At 56.7% G+C, this 15,765-nt stretch carries 17 protein-coding genes and 1 pseudogene; 9 read left to right on the top strand and 9 right to left on the bottom strand.

The features are described 5' to 3' along the window. A pseudogene (locus CCR95_RS25500) lies at positions 1 to 126 on the top strand (light-harvesting antenna LH1, alpha subunit); the annotation flags it as partial. A gap of 352 nt (positions 127 to 478) precedes the next feature. On the opposite strand, the gene crtY reads toward CCR95_RS25500, so the two are convergent. Next, the gene (gene crtY / locus CCR95_RS18405) at positions 479 to 1,645 is read right to left on the bottom strand and encodes a lycopene beta-cyclase CrtY (protein ID WP_201097157.1); all 1,167 of its coding nucleotides are present in this window, start codon (positions 1,643 to 1,645) and stop codon (positions 479 to 481) included. Between the two features lie 337 nt (positions 1,646 to 1,982). Here crtY and CCR95_RS18410 point away from each other — a divergent pair, with 337 nt between their 5' ends. The 8 genes from CCR95_RS18410 (at position 1,983) to CCR95_RS26445 (ending at position 7,481) form a co-directional block, all read left to right on the top strand. Beyond that, positions 1,983 to 3,878, top strand: a complete 1,896-nt coding sequence (locus tag CCR95_RS18410) for an FAD-dependent oxidoreductase (RefSeq protein WP_201097165.1) — start codon at positions 1,983 to 1,985, stop codon at positions 3,876 to 3,878. A gap of 241 nt (positions 3,879 to 4,119) precedes the next feature. Next, positions 4,120 to 4,269, top strand: coding sequence for a light-harvesting antenna LH1, beta subunit (pufB, locus tag CCR95_RS18415; protein ID WP_201097167.1), 150 nt, complete (start codon positions 4,120 to 4,122; stop codon positions 4,267 to 4,269). 43 nt (positions 4,270 to 4,312) lie between these two features. After that, the gene (gene pufA, locus CCR95_RS18420; protein WP_201097169.1) at positions 4,313 to 4,573 is read left to right on the top strand and encodes a light-harvesting antenna LH1, alpha subunit; all 261 of its coding nucleotides are present in this window, start codon (positions 4,313 to 4,315) and stop codon (positions 4,571 to 4,573) included. A 264-nt stretch (positions 4,574 to 4,837) separates the two neighbouring features. Further along, the gene (locus CCR95_RS18425; protein WP_420825670.1) at positions 4,838 to 5,962 is read left to right on the top strand and encodes a methyltransferase; all 1,125 of its coding nucleotides are present in this window, start codon (positions 4,838 to 4,840) and stop codon (positions 5,960 to 5,962) included. A 356-nt stretch (positions 5,963 to 6,318) separates the two neighbouring features. After that, complete coding sequence (gene pufB / locus CCR95_RS18430; protein WP_201097173.1) at positions 6,319 to 6,462, top strand: light-harvesting antenna LH1, beta subunit; 144 nt, start codon at positions 6,319 to 6,321, stop codon at positions 6,460 to 6,462. Between the two features lie 152 nt (positions 6,463 to 6,614). After that, on the top strand, positions 6,615 to 6,758 hold the full coding sequence (gene pufB, locus CCR95_RS18435; protein WP_201097175.1) for a light-harvesting antenna LH1, beta subunit: 144 nt from the start codon (positions 6,615 to 6,617) through the stop codon (positions 6,756 to 6,758). Positions 6,759 to 6,843: 85 nt separating this feature from the next. Further along, on the top strand, positions 6,844 to 6,978 hold the full coding sequence (pufA, locus tag CCR95_RS25945) for a light-harvesting antenna LH1, alpha subunit (RefSeq protein WP_201097177.1): 135 nt from the start codon (positions 6,844 to 6,846) through the stop codon (positions 6,976 to 6,978). A gap of 311 nt (positions 6,979 to 7,289) precedes the next feature. Next, positions 7,290 to 7,481 carry an ISAzo13-like element transposase-related protein gene (locus tag CCR95_RS26445; RefSeq protein ID WP_201097179.1) on the top strand — a complete coding sequence of 64 codons (192 nt, stop codon included), beginning with the start codon at positions 7,290 to 7,292 and terminating at the stop codon, positions 7,479 to 7,481. Positions 7,482 to 7,621: 140 nt separating this feature from the next. On the opposite strand, the gene CCR95_RS18450 is transcribed toward CCR95_RS26445, so the two are convergent. The 8 genes from CCR95_RS18450 to CCR95_RS18480 all read right to left on the bottom strand — a co-directional run bounded on the left by CCR95_RS18450 (position 7,622) and on the right by CCR95_RS18480 (position 15,479). Continuing rightward, on the bottom strand, positions 7,622 to 8,695 hold the full coding sequence (locus CCR95_RS18450) for a phytoene/squalene synthase family protein (RefSeq protein ID WP_242523332.1): 1,074 nt from the start codon (positions 8,693 to 8,695) through the stop codon (positions 7,622 to 7,624). After that, positions 8,688 to 10,217, bottom strand: a complete 1,530-nt coding sequence (locus CCR95_RS18455; RefSeq protein WP_201097183.1) for a phytoene desaturase — start codon at positions 10,215 to 10,217, stop codon at positions 8,688 to 8,690. Before CCR95_RS18455 ends, CCR95_RS18450 begins: the two co-directional genes overlap by 8 nt. Positions 10,218 to 10,467: 250 nt before the next feature. Further along, positions 10,468 to 11,904 (bottom strand): chlorophyllide a reductase subunit Z, encoded by a 1,437-nt coding sequence (gene bchZ / locus CCR95_RS18460; RefSeq protein WP_201097191.1) that lies wholly within the window; start codon positions 11,902 to 11,904, stop codon positions 10,468 to 10,470. 217 nt (positions 11,905 to 12,121) lie between these two features. Beyond that, positions 12,122 to 12,448: a hypothetical protein gene (locus CCR95_RS18465; protein WP_201097193.1), complete on the bottom strand. Its 327-nt coding sequence runs from the start codon at positions 12,446 to 12,448 to the stop codon at positions 12,122 to 12,124. A gap of 356 nt (positions 12,449 to 12,804) precedes the next feature. Next, positions 12,805 to 12,957: a hypothetical protein gene (locus CCR95_RS24970; RefSeq protein WP_207188678.1), complete on the bottom strand. Its 153-nt coding sequence runs from the start codon at positions 12,955 to 12,957 to the stop codon at positions 12,805 to 12,807. Between the two features lie 96 nt (positions 12,958 to 13,053). Continuing rightward, on the bottom strand, positions 13,054 to 14,877 hold the full coding sequence (locus tag CCR95_RS18470) for an acyltransferase family protein (RefSeq protein WP_201097195.1): 1,824 nt from the start codon (positions 14,875 to 14,877) through the stop codon (positions 13,054 to 13,056). Positions 14,878 to 15,117: 240 nt separating this feature from the next. Then, positions 15,118 to 15,291, bottom strand: coding sequence for a type II toxin-antitoxin system HicA family toxin (locus CCR95_RS18475; RefSeq protein WP_201097196.1), 174 nt, complete (start codon positions 15,289 to 15,291; stop codon positions 15,118 to 15,120). Beyond that, a complete protein-coding gene (locus CCR95_RS18480) occupies positions 15,288 to 15,479 on the bottom strand; it encodes a type II toxin-antitoxin system HicB family antitoxin (RefSeq protein ID WP_201097198.1) in 192 nt (63 codons plus the stop codon). The genes CCR95_RS18475 and CCR95_RS18480 overlap by 4 nt, the downstream gene beginning before the upstream one ends. Between the last annotated feature and the right edge of the window lie 286 nt (positions 15,480 to 15,765).

Genomic DNA, 15,765 nt, shown 5'->3' on the forward strand with positions numbered 1-15,765 from the left:
ATCCTCTTCGTGCAGATGTGGATGGTTCACAGCTACGCGCTGTCGCTGCCGGGCTATGGCTTCAAGGATTCCGTGCGCGTTGCCGCGCCTGTCGCCGTCGTCGCTCCCGCGCCGCTGGCTCAGTAAGACCTCGACGCCTCGTTTGGGCGGACGTCGCCATTGCCATCGCGGCATGCGGCGCACCGCCCGAAGTTTTGTAAGAAATAGTGACCGTCAGGTTGATCCCCAACCGATTCCCTCATTCGCGCCAATCGGTCGGACATCTTCGAGTCAAAGCGCTTTTACCGCAACGCTTCCCGCTTCCACATTTGTACATCAAGACGCACTACGACGCCCTTACGCCTGTACTGAGACGTCTTTTATTCCGCTGAAGATCATCGACTGGTTTTTTCTGAATGAACCACGGCACGACGCGGCGAATCTTCTTGATCACCGCGCCGCGAGCGTTAGGGGAACGCGAAGCATCCATGGACGCGAGTTAATCCGATGGACAGGCGGCGCGCTTGCCCCATCCTTTCGGTGTCCATGGAGCGCCTACCCACATAATCCGCCACATATCGACGAGAGTCGTCTCCATGGCGAAAAAACGGTGAACCACGTCATCCGGCAGCAGATAAAAGCGCTCCATGAGCTTGGTACGCTGCGCGTCGTGGAAGAAGCCAAACATGAGCAGGTTCAAAAAGGCAAGAAAGTGCGATTGGACACGAATATGACGCACGAGACGGCGCCAGGCCGGACCATAGACCGCGTCGATCGGAACGCTGGACAGATGCTCGGCCAAACGTGCGGCGGCAGCTAGCGAATATCCCGTGCCCGGATTGAACCAGCCGCCGGCATAGCCTCCCTGCAGCGGCCCCCGATGTCGTGAACTGAAGGTGCTGAACGACGGCATCGGCAGCACGCCAACCTCGGTGCGCAGCACGCTCTCGATCTCGAAGCCCAAGCCAGCCGCCTCGGCGACAATTCCGTCGCGCAATGTCGAAACGTCCAGGGCAGGATCGTTCGAAAAATAGGTGTCCTCGATCAGCACCCGATCCTCGGCGAATGGCAGCACATAATGAAAGCGAAACCCGTCCCGTTGAGCGCAGCGCGTATCCATCAGGATCGGGGCTGACATGGACACCGGCTGGCGCAGACGACACTCCAGTCCAACGAATTTCTGATAACCGCCGCCGCGACGTGCGCCATTGTCCGGTCCGCGCGCATCGACCACGAGTCGGCCATGGAGGACACGACCATCCGACAGGGTGACGCTGCAGGCGTCGCAACTTGCCACCGTGGCGCCGGTCTGGATGCGAATGTTCGCGCGCGTGGCGGCGACCTGACGAACCACCCGATCCAGCTGCTCCGAACTCAAGGAACTGTAAACGCCCTCGACCCAACGCGAGGACTCCCTGAAGTGAAGCTGGTAACCCGGCCAGCGGTATTCGATGAGCGGAGCCGCCCAACCCATGGCGGAGGCGGGAAGATCCAGCGTCTGAAAGGACCAGATGTGGTTTCCGCCCAAGGCGTCTTCACGCTCCAGCAGCAGGATTGACGCCTCGGGCTGACGCTCGGCCAACGCCAGCAGGATCAGGGCGTTTTGCAGACCGCCACCGACCAGCAGATAGTCCGCGTCCATACGTGTATTGGAGGGCGCCTTCATCTCGCTGTATCCCCTTTGATTTTCGCATGCGATGGATGACGCAACGGCGTCATGGCTGTTTTGACCTCACCTGGACCATGGGGCCTGAACACGAAGACATTGCAACACGACAACTTCGCCGAGCACAAGTCCAACCCTGTCGATCCTGAATCTTACTTGACGACTATCAGCGCGATTCAATGAAAGTTCAGTTTACACTAGATTAAACCGCGTCCAGTATGGCATGCGTTTTTCGATCCATATCGTCAGCGGCTTCGCGACTGATCGCTCGTCTCGCGAGCGATCGGCCCTCCGTCCGCCGACAACCCGCGCCTTTTTGAAGTCGAGATCACCACTCATGAAACGTCGTCGTTTTCTCACCAATGTCGGACTCGCCGCGCTCGGTAGCACGGCCATCGGCACCCTTGGCCTCTTCGCGATCCAGCCGCGACGCACCACCCTCCCCTTTGCCGCCGCCGACAATGACACGCGACCGCTGACGCCCGCGACACCGACCCGCGTCGCGGTGGTCGGCGGCGGCCTGGCGGGCATGGCCGCCGCCTACGAATTGCTCAAACGCGGCTTCGACGTCACCCTGGTGGAGCGCTCCACCAACCTGGGTGGCCGGCTCACTGGCTGGGACGTTGATGTCAATGGCGAGACCATGGCCACGGAGCACGGTTTTCATGGCTTTTTCAATCAGTATTACAACCTCAATGGCCTACTCGATGAACTCGGCCTGCGCGGAAATTTCAAGCCGGTCAATGACTATCCGATCCTTTTTAAGGACAAGGAAAGCGAGAGCTTCACCAATACCACCACCCTCTTCCCGTTCAATCTGTTGGCGGTCGTGAATCAGGCAAAGTCGGTCTCGATCCTGGACTTCAACAATCCTCGCGGAAAGCTGTATGAGTTGATGCGCTACGACCCAAAACACACCTTCGAGCGGCTCGATGGGATCGACTTTAAAACCTTTTGTCGCGACATCAACCAGCCGATGGTCGACACCATCATCGAGCCCTTTGCCCACACCTCCTTCAACCAATTCCATCAATATTCCACCGCCGAGGGGATCAAGTTTTTCCATTTTTTCTTCCTCGGCAACCCCGATGGCATGGGTTACGACCAGACCATCGACGACGCCATGACCTCGGTCGTCACGCCGCTGACACAACGGCTGATCGCCATGGGCGGCAAGATCATGGCGGGGGTCGAAGTACAGCGCCTGGTCGAGGTGGATGGCCGTCTCGCCAAACTCGAACTCAAGCAGCCCGGAGAGATCCAGGCGCAGACGCACCACGTCGAGGCCGCCGCGATCGGACGCGAATGGACCCCCTTCTGGGGTAGCCCCTCGGATCTCTACTATCTCAAGCGCGACGAGCAGGGCGAGGTCCAAGCCATCTCGGGGCGTTGCACCCACATGGGTTGCCCGGTCGGCCAGGATCCGACAACCGGCGGCTTCGCTTGTCCCTGTCATGGCGCCAAATACGATCGCCGCGGCGCGCCAACCGAAGGCCCCACCCAAATTCCGCTCGTCGCCATGGACGCCACCCCGGAGGGGGATCGCGTCAGCATTACCGCGCGCGCTTCGGGCACCGAGATCGAGGCCGACTACTTCGTGCTCGCCTGCGATGTGCCGGGCCTGAAAGAAATCGTGTCTCAATCGACGCTCTCGGACAACGCCTTCGTTCAAAGCGTGGACCGGCTTGGCGTGGCCGACCCTTACATTGTCTGGCGGATCTGGCTGGATCGGGCCATCGAGCCGCTGGACGTGCCTTTTTATACGACCAGCGGTTATCGCTTCACCGATTCGATCGCGATTTACTCCCAGTTGCAGCCGCAATACGAGGATTGGGCGCGGCGCCATCAGGGATCGGTCATCGAACTTCACGCCTACGCGGTTGAGCCAGAGAACGTGATCGCCGATGAAGACATCAAACGGATCATGCGCGAGGAACTCGATGCCCTGATCCCCGCGCTCCAGGGCGCGACGATCGTTTACGACATCTACACCATGCAGAAAAACTTCCCGCGCTGGGCGCCCGGCGACCATGCCGGACGCCCCGGCGTGGAGACCCCGCTCGACAACCTGTTCCTGGCGGGCGATTTCCTCCGGCTCGACGTGCCTGCGAATTTGATGGAAGCCGCGACCATGACCGGTCGCATGGCCGCCAACCGCGTACTGGCCGCCGAACAACTGCGCGAAAACCCGATTCCCGCCGTCGATCTAGTCGGCCCGCTCGTGGTTGGCTGACGTTCGGCGGGCGGTCGCTCGACCGCCCGCCGAACGCAATCCCGACCACGGTCAGCGACCTTCCAATCCATGTGTAAATATACCTTGACACCAAGCTATGTCAGGTTAAACTAACACTCAAGGCATCGCAAACAGACAGACACCGTTTACAAAGCGCCGTCGGGTGATTCGTTGAACGGGATAATTGGCGAGCCTACACTGGCCGGAACGGCTACTTAATCTTCAACTGGAGACACCTTCAATGGCTGACGTGAAAATGGCGAATCTGTCAGGTCTGACTGACGAGCAGGCAAAAGAATTCCACGAGCATTGGAAGCATGGCACTTGGAGTTGGGTGATGATCGCGTCCGCGGTTCATGTGGTGACCTGGATCTATCAGCCCTGGTTCTAAGAGCGCCTGTTCAAGAACATCCTCAAGTTTAAGGAGTTATCCAATGCAAGTTCCTGTCATGTTTGCCGATCCGAACATCCCTGCACCGAACCATCCTGAAGACGATTGGAAAATCTGGACCGTGATCAATCCAGCAACCTGGATGGTGCCTTTCTTCGGCATCCTGTTCGTCCAGATGTGGCTGGTTCACAGCTATGCCCTGTCGCTGCCGGGCTATGGCTTCAAAGATTCCGTCCGTGTGAAGACCCCGGTCGCCGTGGTTGCACCCGCACCTGAAGCAGCGCCAGCCGCCATCGCTCAATAAGCGCTTTTGAGCGAGTAGTAGTGCCTTGCTCCGCCCCCTTAAATGGCAGCGTCTCGCCTCGAGACGCTAGACAACAAGGCTGGGCATGACATTAGCCGCCTCGGCATCCCTGTGATTTATAGATCAGTTGAATCCGGGTACCGAGGTGGCTTGTTCGTCTTTCACCGCAACTCCCCTCCCGTCGGTATCCGCGACGTACTCCACTGATATTTATAGAACGCTTGCCTGAGGCCGATGGATTCCATACAGCCATAATTAGGTGAGATTCAAGTGCAGTTTTCAATCCTCGAACGTTGGCGCATTTGGCGTGACCGAAAGCTGGCAAGTCCAGAATTTCAGCGTTGGGCCGCAGATTTTCCGCTCACGCGATGGGAAGCGTCACGCCGCGCCCGAGCGCTCTTCGATATCACCGCCGGGTTCGTGTATTCACAAATTCTCTATGCCTGTGTCGAACTCGACCTGTTCGATCAGCTTGCCGCTGGACCTCAAACCGCCGCCGATCTGTCCAGTCGAATGGGCATGTCAACAACCGCGGCAGACCGTCTCCTGCGCGCCGCCGTGGCCGTCGACCTCCTGGAGCGACGCGGTCCAAACCGCTATGGACTCGGCCGACTAGGCATCGCGCTACCCGGCAACCCTGGAATCGCGGCCATGGTCAAGCATCATCGAATGCTCTACCATGATCTCGATGACCCCCTCGCGCTCTTCCGCGGCGAACTCAGCGAAACCGAACTCGGCCGCTACTGGTCTTATGCCGGCTCCGCCGATCCCGCCGCCGATGGAGATCAGCGGGTTGCCGAATACAGCACCTTGATGTCAGCGTCGAGCGGTTTCGTGGCCGAGGATGCACTCGACGCCTATCCGCTGCGCGAGCATCAATGCCTGATGGATGTTGGGGGCGGCGAAGGCCGGTTCCTGCTTCAGGTCGCCAAACGCTGGCCAGAACTCAAACTCATGCTCTTTGATCTGCCAGCGGTCGTGGAGCGCGCGGCCAGTCATTTCGATGACGCCGGAATGTCCGGACGGGTCTCGATTCATGGAGGCAACATCAAGGCCGACCCGCTTCCCAAGGGGGCCGACATCATCTCGCTGGTGCGGGTCATCCTCGATCATAATGACGATGGCGCCATCGAGATTCTCCGTGCCGTTCGCGCGGCCCTACCGCCCGGCGGAACGCTTTTAGTCATCGAGCCCATGTCCGAAACGCCGGGCGCGGAACCCGTTGGGGATGCCTATTTTGGTCTGTATCTACTCGCCATGGGCAGTGGTCGCACCCGTCCGCCGCGCGAGTTGAAGGCCATGCTGACCGAGACTGGCTTCGACCGGATTCGGCTTGTACGGACACGCCGGCCGCTACAAACACGGTTGATGGTTGCTCGCGCGGCTTGAAGATGCGCGCGCAGTGCCCGAACCGCTTGCCAATCAATCCGCGTAACGGTTCGTCATCATGGTTTGCGCCTGCCTGGCTGCCTTGTCAGACACGACTGTAAATTTTGGTTGACATCCATGCAAGTTAAGCTAGACTGACACTATGCTACCGATTCATAAAAGCGCGTTGTGGTTTGCTCTTTTTGTAAACTGTTAATAACGCGTTCATCGGCATGCTAGTACGGTAGAACTCGTGAGCAAGAAACGTTTCTACTGTTTACTGGCACGAAAAGGGTGAGAAATCACTCAGTCTACTCCGGACGAAAATCAGTCCGGCGTGTGAAAGACTCGACAATGACACTAAGAGGCAACACCAAATGGCTAACGAAAAAAGCTTGACTGGACTAACCGACGCAGAAGCAAAAGAGTTTAATGACTTTTTTATGCAGGGTATGTCAGCGTTTGTCGGTATCGCAGCCTTTGCTCACCTGCTCGCATGGTTCTGGCGTCCCTGGCTGTAATGACACAAGGGTTAGTATGCAGTCAGCCGCTGGATCAGCAAACGTCTATTCCACTGACTAGCCGCTGAATAGATTGCATGAATGCCCCCTATCACTGGTTGATTTTGCGGTGATGGCCGCAAGGTTGATCGCACTAACTTGAGGTGATTTCCATGGCTGAAGAAAAAAGTTTGAGCGGCTTGACAGATCAAGAAGCACAAGAATTCAATGAATTCTTCATGCAGGGCATGTCCGCTTTTGTCGGAGTTGCTGCATTTGCGCATTTGCTGGCATGGTTCTGGCGTCCTTGGCTCTGATTTCCCACAGGCACACTAGACCGTTCTGTCCGGCGGGATTTGCGTAGCATTTACCGAATCCCGCTTCAATTATTCGAGGCAACTCATGCACAAGATTTGGCAGTACTTTAGCCCCTCCGTCATTTTAGTGGCGATGGTAGGTTTCCTATTCATTTTAGCGCTGTTTATTCATTTCGTTTTATTGAGCACTGCAGAGTTCAACTGGCTCGGCGGAATGTAATTTTGCGAGATTGCCACGATTCAGTTGAGGTTAGACTGATCTGTGGGAAGATCTAAAAACTTAAACTGCACACAGATCCGCAACTTTTTGATTGAATAAAAAATGCATAACGCGAGTTACGCAAAAAACAGCATCGATCTCGTTGCGGAAATGTGTGTAGTGAATTGTTTAAAAAGAAGGGTTGAGTCGGAGACGGGAAGCGACCCCAAGGGAAGAGCCAAAAACACGCGCAGCAGCTTCAAGAATTCGGGATCACTCTAATGTCGGGCGCCCGATGTCGTCAACACCGATGATTTTCCCAGTGATGCCGAGTGTCGAGCATCCCCCTCGATCACGCCTTTGCCAGCGTAGGCACGTCGGCGGCGACCGCGCAGTTGATGGTAGCCTCAATTCGGCGCTGGGAGGAGTGCCGTAGCCGAGGGCGTTACCCAAAAGCCGATCACCTGTTGATCGACGCCGATGCGGGGGCTGCAATGGGCATCGCCCCCGATTCAGGACGATAACCGATCTTCAACACAGTTCCTCGCTCGGCATCGCTCAGCCGATGGCGCGGCGCCGGGCAAATGGTACTCGGTCGCCCGTCAGCGTCGCCCTCGCGCGCAGGTCCGTGCGCGCAGACCCCAAATGATAATCCCTGACCCATTCAACGGGTGCTTAACGCACGCTGACGTTGTTCGACCAGTTCCAAGAGTTCCAAGATCCGGTGCAGGCCGCAATTGGCGGGCGTGGGCCTTGCCGATGGCGTGAGCCAGTGCGGGGGAGTTGCGTCGACCACCGCCTCGACCAAAAAGTGCGTCTCCGCCAAGGCGGGCGCGGCGACATACCGCGGCGTCAGCACCGCCGTGCCCAGGATCGGCGCCAGCAGTTGCAGTTTGCGCGGCACCGGCACCACGGCGCGCCGGGAGACGGAATCCAGTCCCTGACGCTCGACCTGACGCCCGATCTCGGCGTAGAGATACCGCGCGGCATTGATGCCCGCCCGACAGTTCATCGGCAGCCCGGCGATGCCGGCGTCGGAACGCCGATAGAGCATATCCGCTGCCTGCAGCAGGCGCTGGACCACGGACGCGAGCGCCGCGTTGAAAACGGGTTCCCGGAGCCAGGCGTCCGGGTCGATTCCCGCCTCGCGCAGCCATTGCCGCGGCAGATAGAGGCGCCCGTTGCGCGCATCCTCGCCGACGTCGCGACAGATGTTGGTGAGCTGCATGGCGACGCCGAGATCACAGGCGCGGGCGACGAGTTCCGCCGAACGCGCGCCCATGAGGGTCGCCATCATGGCGCCAACGGTGCCGGCGACCCGCGCGGAGTAGTCGTAGACGCCGGATAGATCGTCGTAACGACGCCCCTCGGCATCCCATTCAAACCCTTCCAACAGGGCTTCGAGCAGACGCTTCGGCATCGCGAAGCGCACCACAACGTCGGCTAGCGCGCGATCGGCGGGATCGTCGATGGGGCGTCCGTCATAGAGGCGGTCGAGCCGCTCGTGCAGCGTTGCGAGCGCTCGCGTTTGGGCGCCGGGCGCGTCGCCGGCACAGTCGACCGCGTCGTCGGCGATGCGGCAGAAGGCGTAGAGCGCGATGGCGGGGTCGCGAAAGCGCTGCGGCAAGAGGAAGGAGGCGGCATAGAACGAGCGCGAGCCGTCGCGCAGGAGGTCGCGACAGGCGGCGATGTCCGCCGCCGTGGCATGACCGGTCACGGCGTCGCTGGGTTTATGCATAGGTTGAGGCATCGGGTACCACCGTATCGAGGACACGGGCCGACGATAGGACGCCGGGGACGCCTGCCCCGGGATGTGTCCCCGCACCGACCAAGTAAAGACCATCCACCTCTTCGCTTTTGTTGTGCGGGCGGAACCACGCACTTTGCAGAAGGATGGGTTCCAAACTAAAACCGGCTCCATGGTAGGACAGCAGGCGGTCCTGGAAATCCTGGGGCGTGGTGACGAACGAGGTTGCAAGCTGATCTTCCAACCCGGGCAGCAGCGTTTCGCTGAGAGCACGGGCGATGCGGGCACGGTAGGGTTCGGCCGCGGTCGCCCAGTCGGTTCCGCTGCCCAGATGCGGTACCGGGGCGAGCACATAGAAGGTGTCGCACCCTGCCGGGGCGAGACTGGGATCGGTCGCGGTGGGGCGATGCAGGTAGAGGCTGAAGTCGTCGGCGAGCACCTTGTCTGTGAAGATGTCGTGGAGCAGTTCGCGGTAACGCGGGCCGAGCAGGATGGTGTGGTGCTTGACGTCGGGATACTGGCGCTTGGTGCCGAAGTACCAGACGAAGAGCCCGCAGGAATATTTGGCGCGCGCAAGACGCTTGTCGGTCCAATGCTGGCGCAGACGCGCCGGCAGCAGCGTGCGATAGGTGGTGGCGGCGTCGGCGTTGGAGACGATGACCGGGGCGGCGATCTCTTCGCCCGAGACGAGTCGCACGCCGGTCGCGCGGCGCTCCTGGACGAGGATCTCGGCCACTTCTTCTTTGTAGCGGATGTCGCCGCCCTGCCCTTCGATCAGGCTGACCAGGCCCTTGACGATGGCGCCGGTGCCGCCCATGGCCGAGTGCACGCCCCATTTGCGCTCCAGGAAGGAGATGAGCACGTAGATGGCGGTGACGCTGAAGGGGTTGCCGCCGATCAGCAGGGGGTGGAAGGAGAGCACTTGCCGGATGAAGGGGTCTTTGATGTATTTGGAGACCATGCCGTAGACGGTGCGGTAGCTCTCCAGCAGCGCCATGTCGGGGACGATGCGCGCCATGTCGGTCCAGGCGGTGAAGGGGCGGTGTCCGAGTTGTTCGAAACCGATCTTGCAGACGGCTTCGCTCTTGCGCATGAAGCGGTCGTAGCCCTCGGCGTCGGCGGGCGAAAACTGCCGGATCTGGGCTTTGACGGCCTCGGGGTCGCCGTTGTAATCGAAGATCCGGCCGTCGTCGAAGCGAATCCGATAGAAGGGATCCATCAATTTGAGTTCGATCTCGTCGGCGAACACGCGCCCGCAGAGGCTCCAGAGTTCGTCGAGCAGAAAGGGCGCGGTGATGATGGTCGGGCCGGCGTCGAAGGTGAAGCCGTCGCGCTGGTGGACGTAGGCGCGCCCGCCGGGGGCGTCGAGACGTTCGAGGACGGTGACGCGATAGCCGCGCGCCCCAAGACGCACCGCGGCGGCCAGGCCGCCAAAGCCGCTGCCGATGACGACCGCGCGCGGTGGGGTCAAATCGGAATTCCTCTCGGGAACGGGGGGAGCCGCGAGTGTCAAGTCTGCATTACCTAATTCGATGTCAATACAGGTTGACAGTATAGCAGGGTCCTTGCCGGATTAGGCCCAGACATTCGGAAATAATTGACGCGGCGCCGAGAATCGTTTGGATTGACGCCTTCAGTTCTCTACCGTGGTTTGAAACCATGGCTCACCGCTCGCCATGAGCGAGCAGAGAGGCGCGGTTGACTCAAAACAACCCATGTCATGCCAACATTTATCGTTGGGGCAGCGCATCAAGCCCCGTCGGTCAATGACCCTGGGCCGCAACGACCCGCTCGGCGGTCACCCGCTCTTCGCCGGCATTGCGCGCGGCACGCTCGGCGCCATCCCGCAACCGTTTGGCGGCTGAAATCCGCACCAACACCGGCTGCGCATCGACGATCCGATCAAAGGCCGCGCGCGCGTCCTCGTCCCAGGGAAGTTCACGGTGCATCCGCGCCGGGGTCGGGTCGACCTTATCGAGATCTGTCCCCAAGGGAATGATGTTGAACAGGGCGTCGAACAGGGCGTTGCAGACCTCCTGGACGAGATAGGTCGCGCCGGAATAGCCCATGAATGGCGTTCCGGTATGGCGCCGGATCACCGTACCGGGAAAAGAGGCCGGGATATAGGTCGCGCGCGCACCGATCTCGGACAGATACATGCGTTCGTTATAACTGCCGAAGACGATCAGCGGCGTCTTGTCGCGGATGGTCTGACGGATGAGATCGTTGTCCGGCTTGACGCCCGCCTTGCGCGCGAAGGCGAAATGACAAGGCAGCCCCATCTCGTCTTCGAGAAAATGACGCAGACCGCGAGCATAGGTCTCGGTCGCGGCGACGCCGAAACTGGCGGTGCCGAAAAAGTCCTGGGTCACCGAGCGCCACAGATCCCAGATGGGCTTGATGGTCGTGTGTTTCTCGCGCTCGATGAAGGGGTCGGGATCCAGCCCGAGCAGTTCGCCAAGCGTGCGCAGGAACTTGGTCGTGCTGTGCAGACCGATCGGCGCCTGTAAAAAAGGACGCTCCAGCGCCTCGCACAGCGTCCGCCCGAACTCGCGATATAGACAGATATTCGCCTCCGCGTCCGCCAGTTTCGACACCTCGTCCAGATGACTGCCCAGCGGGAAGGTCAGATTGATCTCGGCGCCGATCCCCTCCACCAGCCGACGAATCTCGGCCAGATCGGACGGCGAGTTGAAGGTGCCGTACATCGGGCCGATGATGTTGACACGGGGCCGCTCGCCGGGTTTGCGCGGTTTGGGTTGGGGGACAACACCCTTTTTCGGGCCAAACTGCGTCCACAACCAATAGATGGCGCGGTTGGCGCTCTGCCATTGATCCTCGTCGATGGTGCGCGGCAGAAAGCGCAGGATATTGGTGCCTTCGGGCGTCACGCCCCCGCCGATCATCTCGGCGATCGAACCGGTCACCACCACCGCCGGGCGCTTGGGATCCAGGGTTTGATAGGCGCGGCGCATCGCCTGCTCGGTCCCCTGCTGGCCAAGTTCCTCCTCGCCAAGTCCGGTCACCACCACCGGCAACTCATGCGGCGGCAGACCGTCAGTGTAATGCAGAACGGCCGTCACGGGCAGGTTTTCGCAACCCACCGGGCCGTCGATGATGACCTGAAGCCCCTTGATGGCGGCAAAGGCATACACGGAGCCCCAATAACCGCCCGCGCGGTCGAGGTCATTGATCAACATGAAGGAATTTCCTCTCGATTCGACATCATTCGATTCTCACCCGGGATGCTCATCCGTCAAGAGAACCTGTTCGACCGTCCAGGGGCGCACGAACCACATGATTCGCGATCAATGCGGTTCCTATCGTCAGCGCAGCCTACCGGACTTTTCTATGCAACCTGATAAATAACCGGACGATATTCTGACGGAGGAATTGATTTGCCGATTATCTACGCCGCTATTTCAGCCTTTTTGCTTTTACCCATGAGGAGTCTCCTTGGTGAAAGTAGAACATGCCGTAAATTTCATCATCACTAACCAGATCAAAATATCCTCGACCACTAGCCTCATCCATTTCATCCTGACCTACCCATGAATATTCAATTCCAAGTTGCTTGTCGCTTTCAGATTCCCTGAAATCAATTTCGCCTTCCACATAGCCAAACATAAATGAACCATAATTATTTTCTTTAAATTCAAAATATCCAAGACCTTGCGCATCAATGAAATGCAAATCCCATTGTTCCATTTCCGTGATTTTCCATTTCCCAAAGATTTTGATCATGACGCGACCACCTATATAAAGATTAGCGCTATTTCATAACGCCAAGGTTAAGCGGCTCCGCTGGCAAGACCTTGCAGAATGAGCATTGCGCTGTCTGCGGGGGCCGTTCTTTAACCGCTTGTTAGGCCAATGCTTAATTGCAGGACTTGCCCCCAGCTATCCCTTTATCACGCGGCTTTCTGTGGCCGGGCCAGCGGAGTGGGCAAATCCCTGCCCATGTTCGCGCAGGCATCCAGGAGGTCATGGCGTCTTCCGTTTCCCGAACAGCCTCGACCGGCGAGTTCCCGGCCGCACTGCATCCGGGCAAATCCAGTGCCGTGCAGAGCCACGCTTGATCGTCCTCGCTCCAGAACATCTCAATCAGATAAGGAGGCATCTTTATCCACCATCATCAGCAACTGTCTTGCTTGATAGAACAAAACGAAGCCGTCACGGTTCTGAAAATTGAGCAGCATGAGTTTGTCTTGTCGGTCATCGATTCGACGCGAACCTTTTCCGTGTTCATTCATCGAGCGTTGGCGCAGTATTCGATGGGTTTCACGGCCAATCGGCGTCGATGGAAAAGATCAATGTCATCGCGTGGCCGTTCTACCCATCCTACCTCGCTACCGCGATCCCAGCTTTCTGATATCCATATCTGGTTCCGCAACGAATAATTTTACATAGCTGCTTTGATTTAAGGCTTTTGTTCCGAAATAAATGGCGCCGAATTTTGTTAAGTGCGCTCTATCGGTAGATAGCATTCGCCCATCGTTATCGGTAATTGGTATACTGCCTTGAATGACGGTTGGTCGCAGCAGTGAGATGAAATGAGCGGACGGGATGGAATTTTGCATCTTGGCCTCAATCATTAATGTTTCTTGCGGCAGTTTGTTGTATTGATTTGGGCGGTTTTGAGGCTTTGATCTGATGATCCAGTTTAAATTGTATCCGAAGTGTTTGGTTCCGGAATAGAAGATCTTCTTGTTTAGCGAGGTCGAGTAAGAAATATCCTCTTCTAAGCATTCGACTGAGAATGATCCGCTCGCAAAAACGATGACATCGGCCTTGGAGAATAGTGTTTTAGATAATTCGCTTTTGTATGGAAGAATGCACTCTTCTAAATCGTCTCTGTAGACTATATTGACGTCTTTGGTGTTGAAGTTCTCAGTTGTCATGTTAACAAAGTCCCTGGCAAAGCTATTGCCCACGATAAGGACTTTTTTGGCATAGGCAGATTGGAATTCTGATTTTTTGTACCCGAATACCCTTTCATTATAGATTCTTTTGTCCATGTCGGATATTTGTACTCCGGCGTCGAATATCCTCTCGGGAAAGCCATAGTTACTGTTGAGAAGAATGCCGATAGAAATGAACGCAAAGGATGCGCCTGCACCGGCAAACACTAAGTTAGATCTGCTGATCGTTCTCGGGTTGCGGAATGGCTTTTCAATAAATTTCCATGAGAGGTAAGATATGAGCGTGATTGCAGGAATCAGTGAAACGAGCAAAAAAGTTGAGGGTCGGTCGGTTGATATTATTCGTGCGAATGCGAAGGCGGGTTGATGCCATAGGTAGAGGCTATAGCTAATCAGCCCGAGTAGTACGATCAGGGGCTGGCTTAAGATCAAGTGGGTGAGCGTCCCTTTGCGGGCAAAAATAATAATTAAAATAGCACCAATTGTTGGTAGTAGCATGAAATAGCTTGGTGATGGGTAGTTCTGGTCAAATAATGCTATCGATGTGCCAATAAAAAATACCCCGATAATACTTAAATACTCGGAAGCGCGCGGCTTGATGTTGATTGTGTTATTTCTTAAGTAAATGGCGGTAATTGCGCCTAATAAAATTTCCCATGCCCTGGTCGGCAGTATGTAAAACGCCCATTTCGGTGAAGTGCTGGTTAAATAAATGGCGAGCAGCAAACTAACTATTAATGCTGCGGCAAACAAAAGAATAATTTTGTTTCGTAGTTTTTTATATTTCCAAAGCAATAATACAAGAACTGGAAAGATAATGTAATATTGCTCTTCAGCGCCAAGACTCCAGGTATGAAGTAGGGGCTTGAACTCGCTAGCGAGATCCCAATAGCCGCTAGTAATAGCTAGCAATATGTTGTTGGAGAACAGAGTTGTGGCCACAACTGACTGCCCGAGATTCTTGAATTCGTCTGGCATTAATGTGAAATATCCTGCAATTAAGCAGGTTAGCATCACGATGAAGAGTGCTGGTAGAATCCGTCGTGCCCTTCGTTCATAAAAATGTGTTATTGAGAACTTTCCTTGTTCAAGCTCGGAAAAAATGATCGACGTAATAAGGTAACCGCTGATGACGAAGAAAATATCGACGCCTACGAAGCCGCCGCTAAACGACTGAACGCCTGCATGGAAAAATATGACCGGCAGTACAGCCAAAGCTCTGAGACCATCTATTTCTTGTCTGTATTCCATCGTATCACCTAAAAAAAGTAGTCCTGAGCATCATCTCACATGGGAGAAAACCGGTGTCGCGGTAGGGATAGAGCCTGCGTAGGTTGGATTGCCGCTGCTGGCAACCCAACATTCGGCGGTCATGTTGAATAACCGCCATCTGCATTACCACCCAACCTGAAACATTTCCACCGGCGGCTGCCCAACCGACGGCGCTCATTCGCAAAAAACGAATATTGCTCTCTAAATGGCAAGTCGTATTCAGCTTAATTTCTTGAGAATAGTCTGTGCGAGATATTCATTGATCTCAATATGCCGTGGGACCGGCTGAGATTCTCGGGTTTGCGGGTTCTGATACCAATCGTGCCGACCGCCATGCCGTATTAAGATGCAACCCATTTGTTGCAGCCTGGCGATCAGATCGCGTCTTTTCATGCGACTGCAAGCTCTCCGGCATGGCGAACCGATGGTATGGTACCACTACCAAGTTCTTGATAAATGTCCCGCAAGTGTTCCTGTAAATCCTCAAGTGTTTCTCCCTGCGTCATGTAATCGGGGTATTCATCAAGATACCCCAGCCACATATTGTCATCTTGCCAATAGATATACTTGAGCTTGGTCATCACGAACCTCGTTAGCTGAAACGCAGCAACGTCGATTGGGTAGCCACTGTGGGCAACCCAACATTCGGCGGTCATGTTGGGTCACCGCCATCTGCGTGGCCGCCCACCTGAAACTTTTCCACTGTTGGTAACCCAACCTTGTATGTTCTGTTCCCAGGAATTGACAAGGGATTGCGATAAAGGGAATTTATGAAGAGTGAACCGGGGAAGCCGTCCCAACCTGAGGCCTTGAGCCTGTACGTAGATTGGCTCCCCGCCCTCTTCGCCCATCCCGAAGAGTCTCCGA

The organism is Thiocystis minor (assembly GCF_016653465.1).
Lineage (GTDB): Bacteria > Pseudomonadota > Gammaproteobacteria > Chromatiales > Chromatiaceae > Chromatium > Chromatium minus.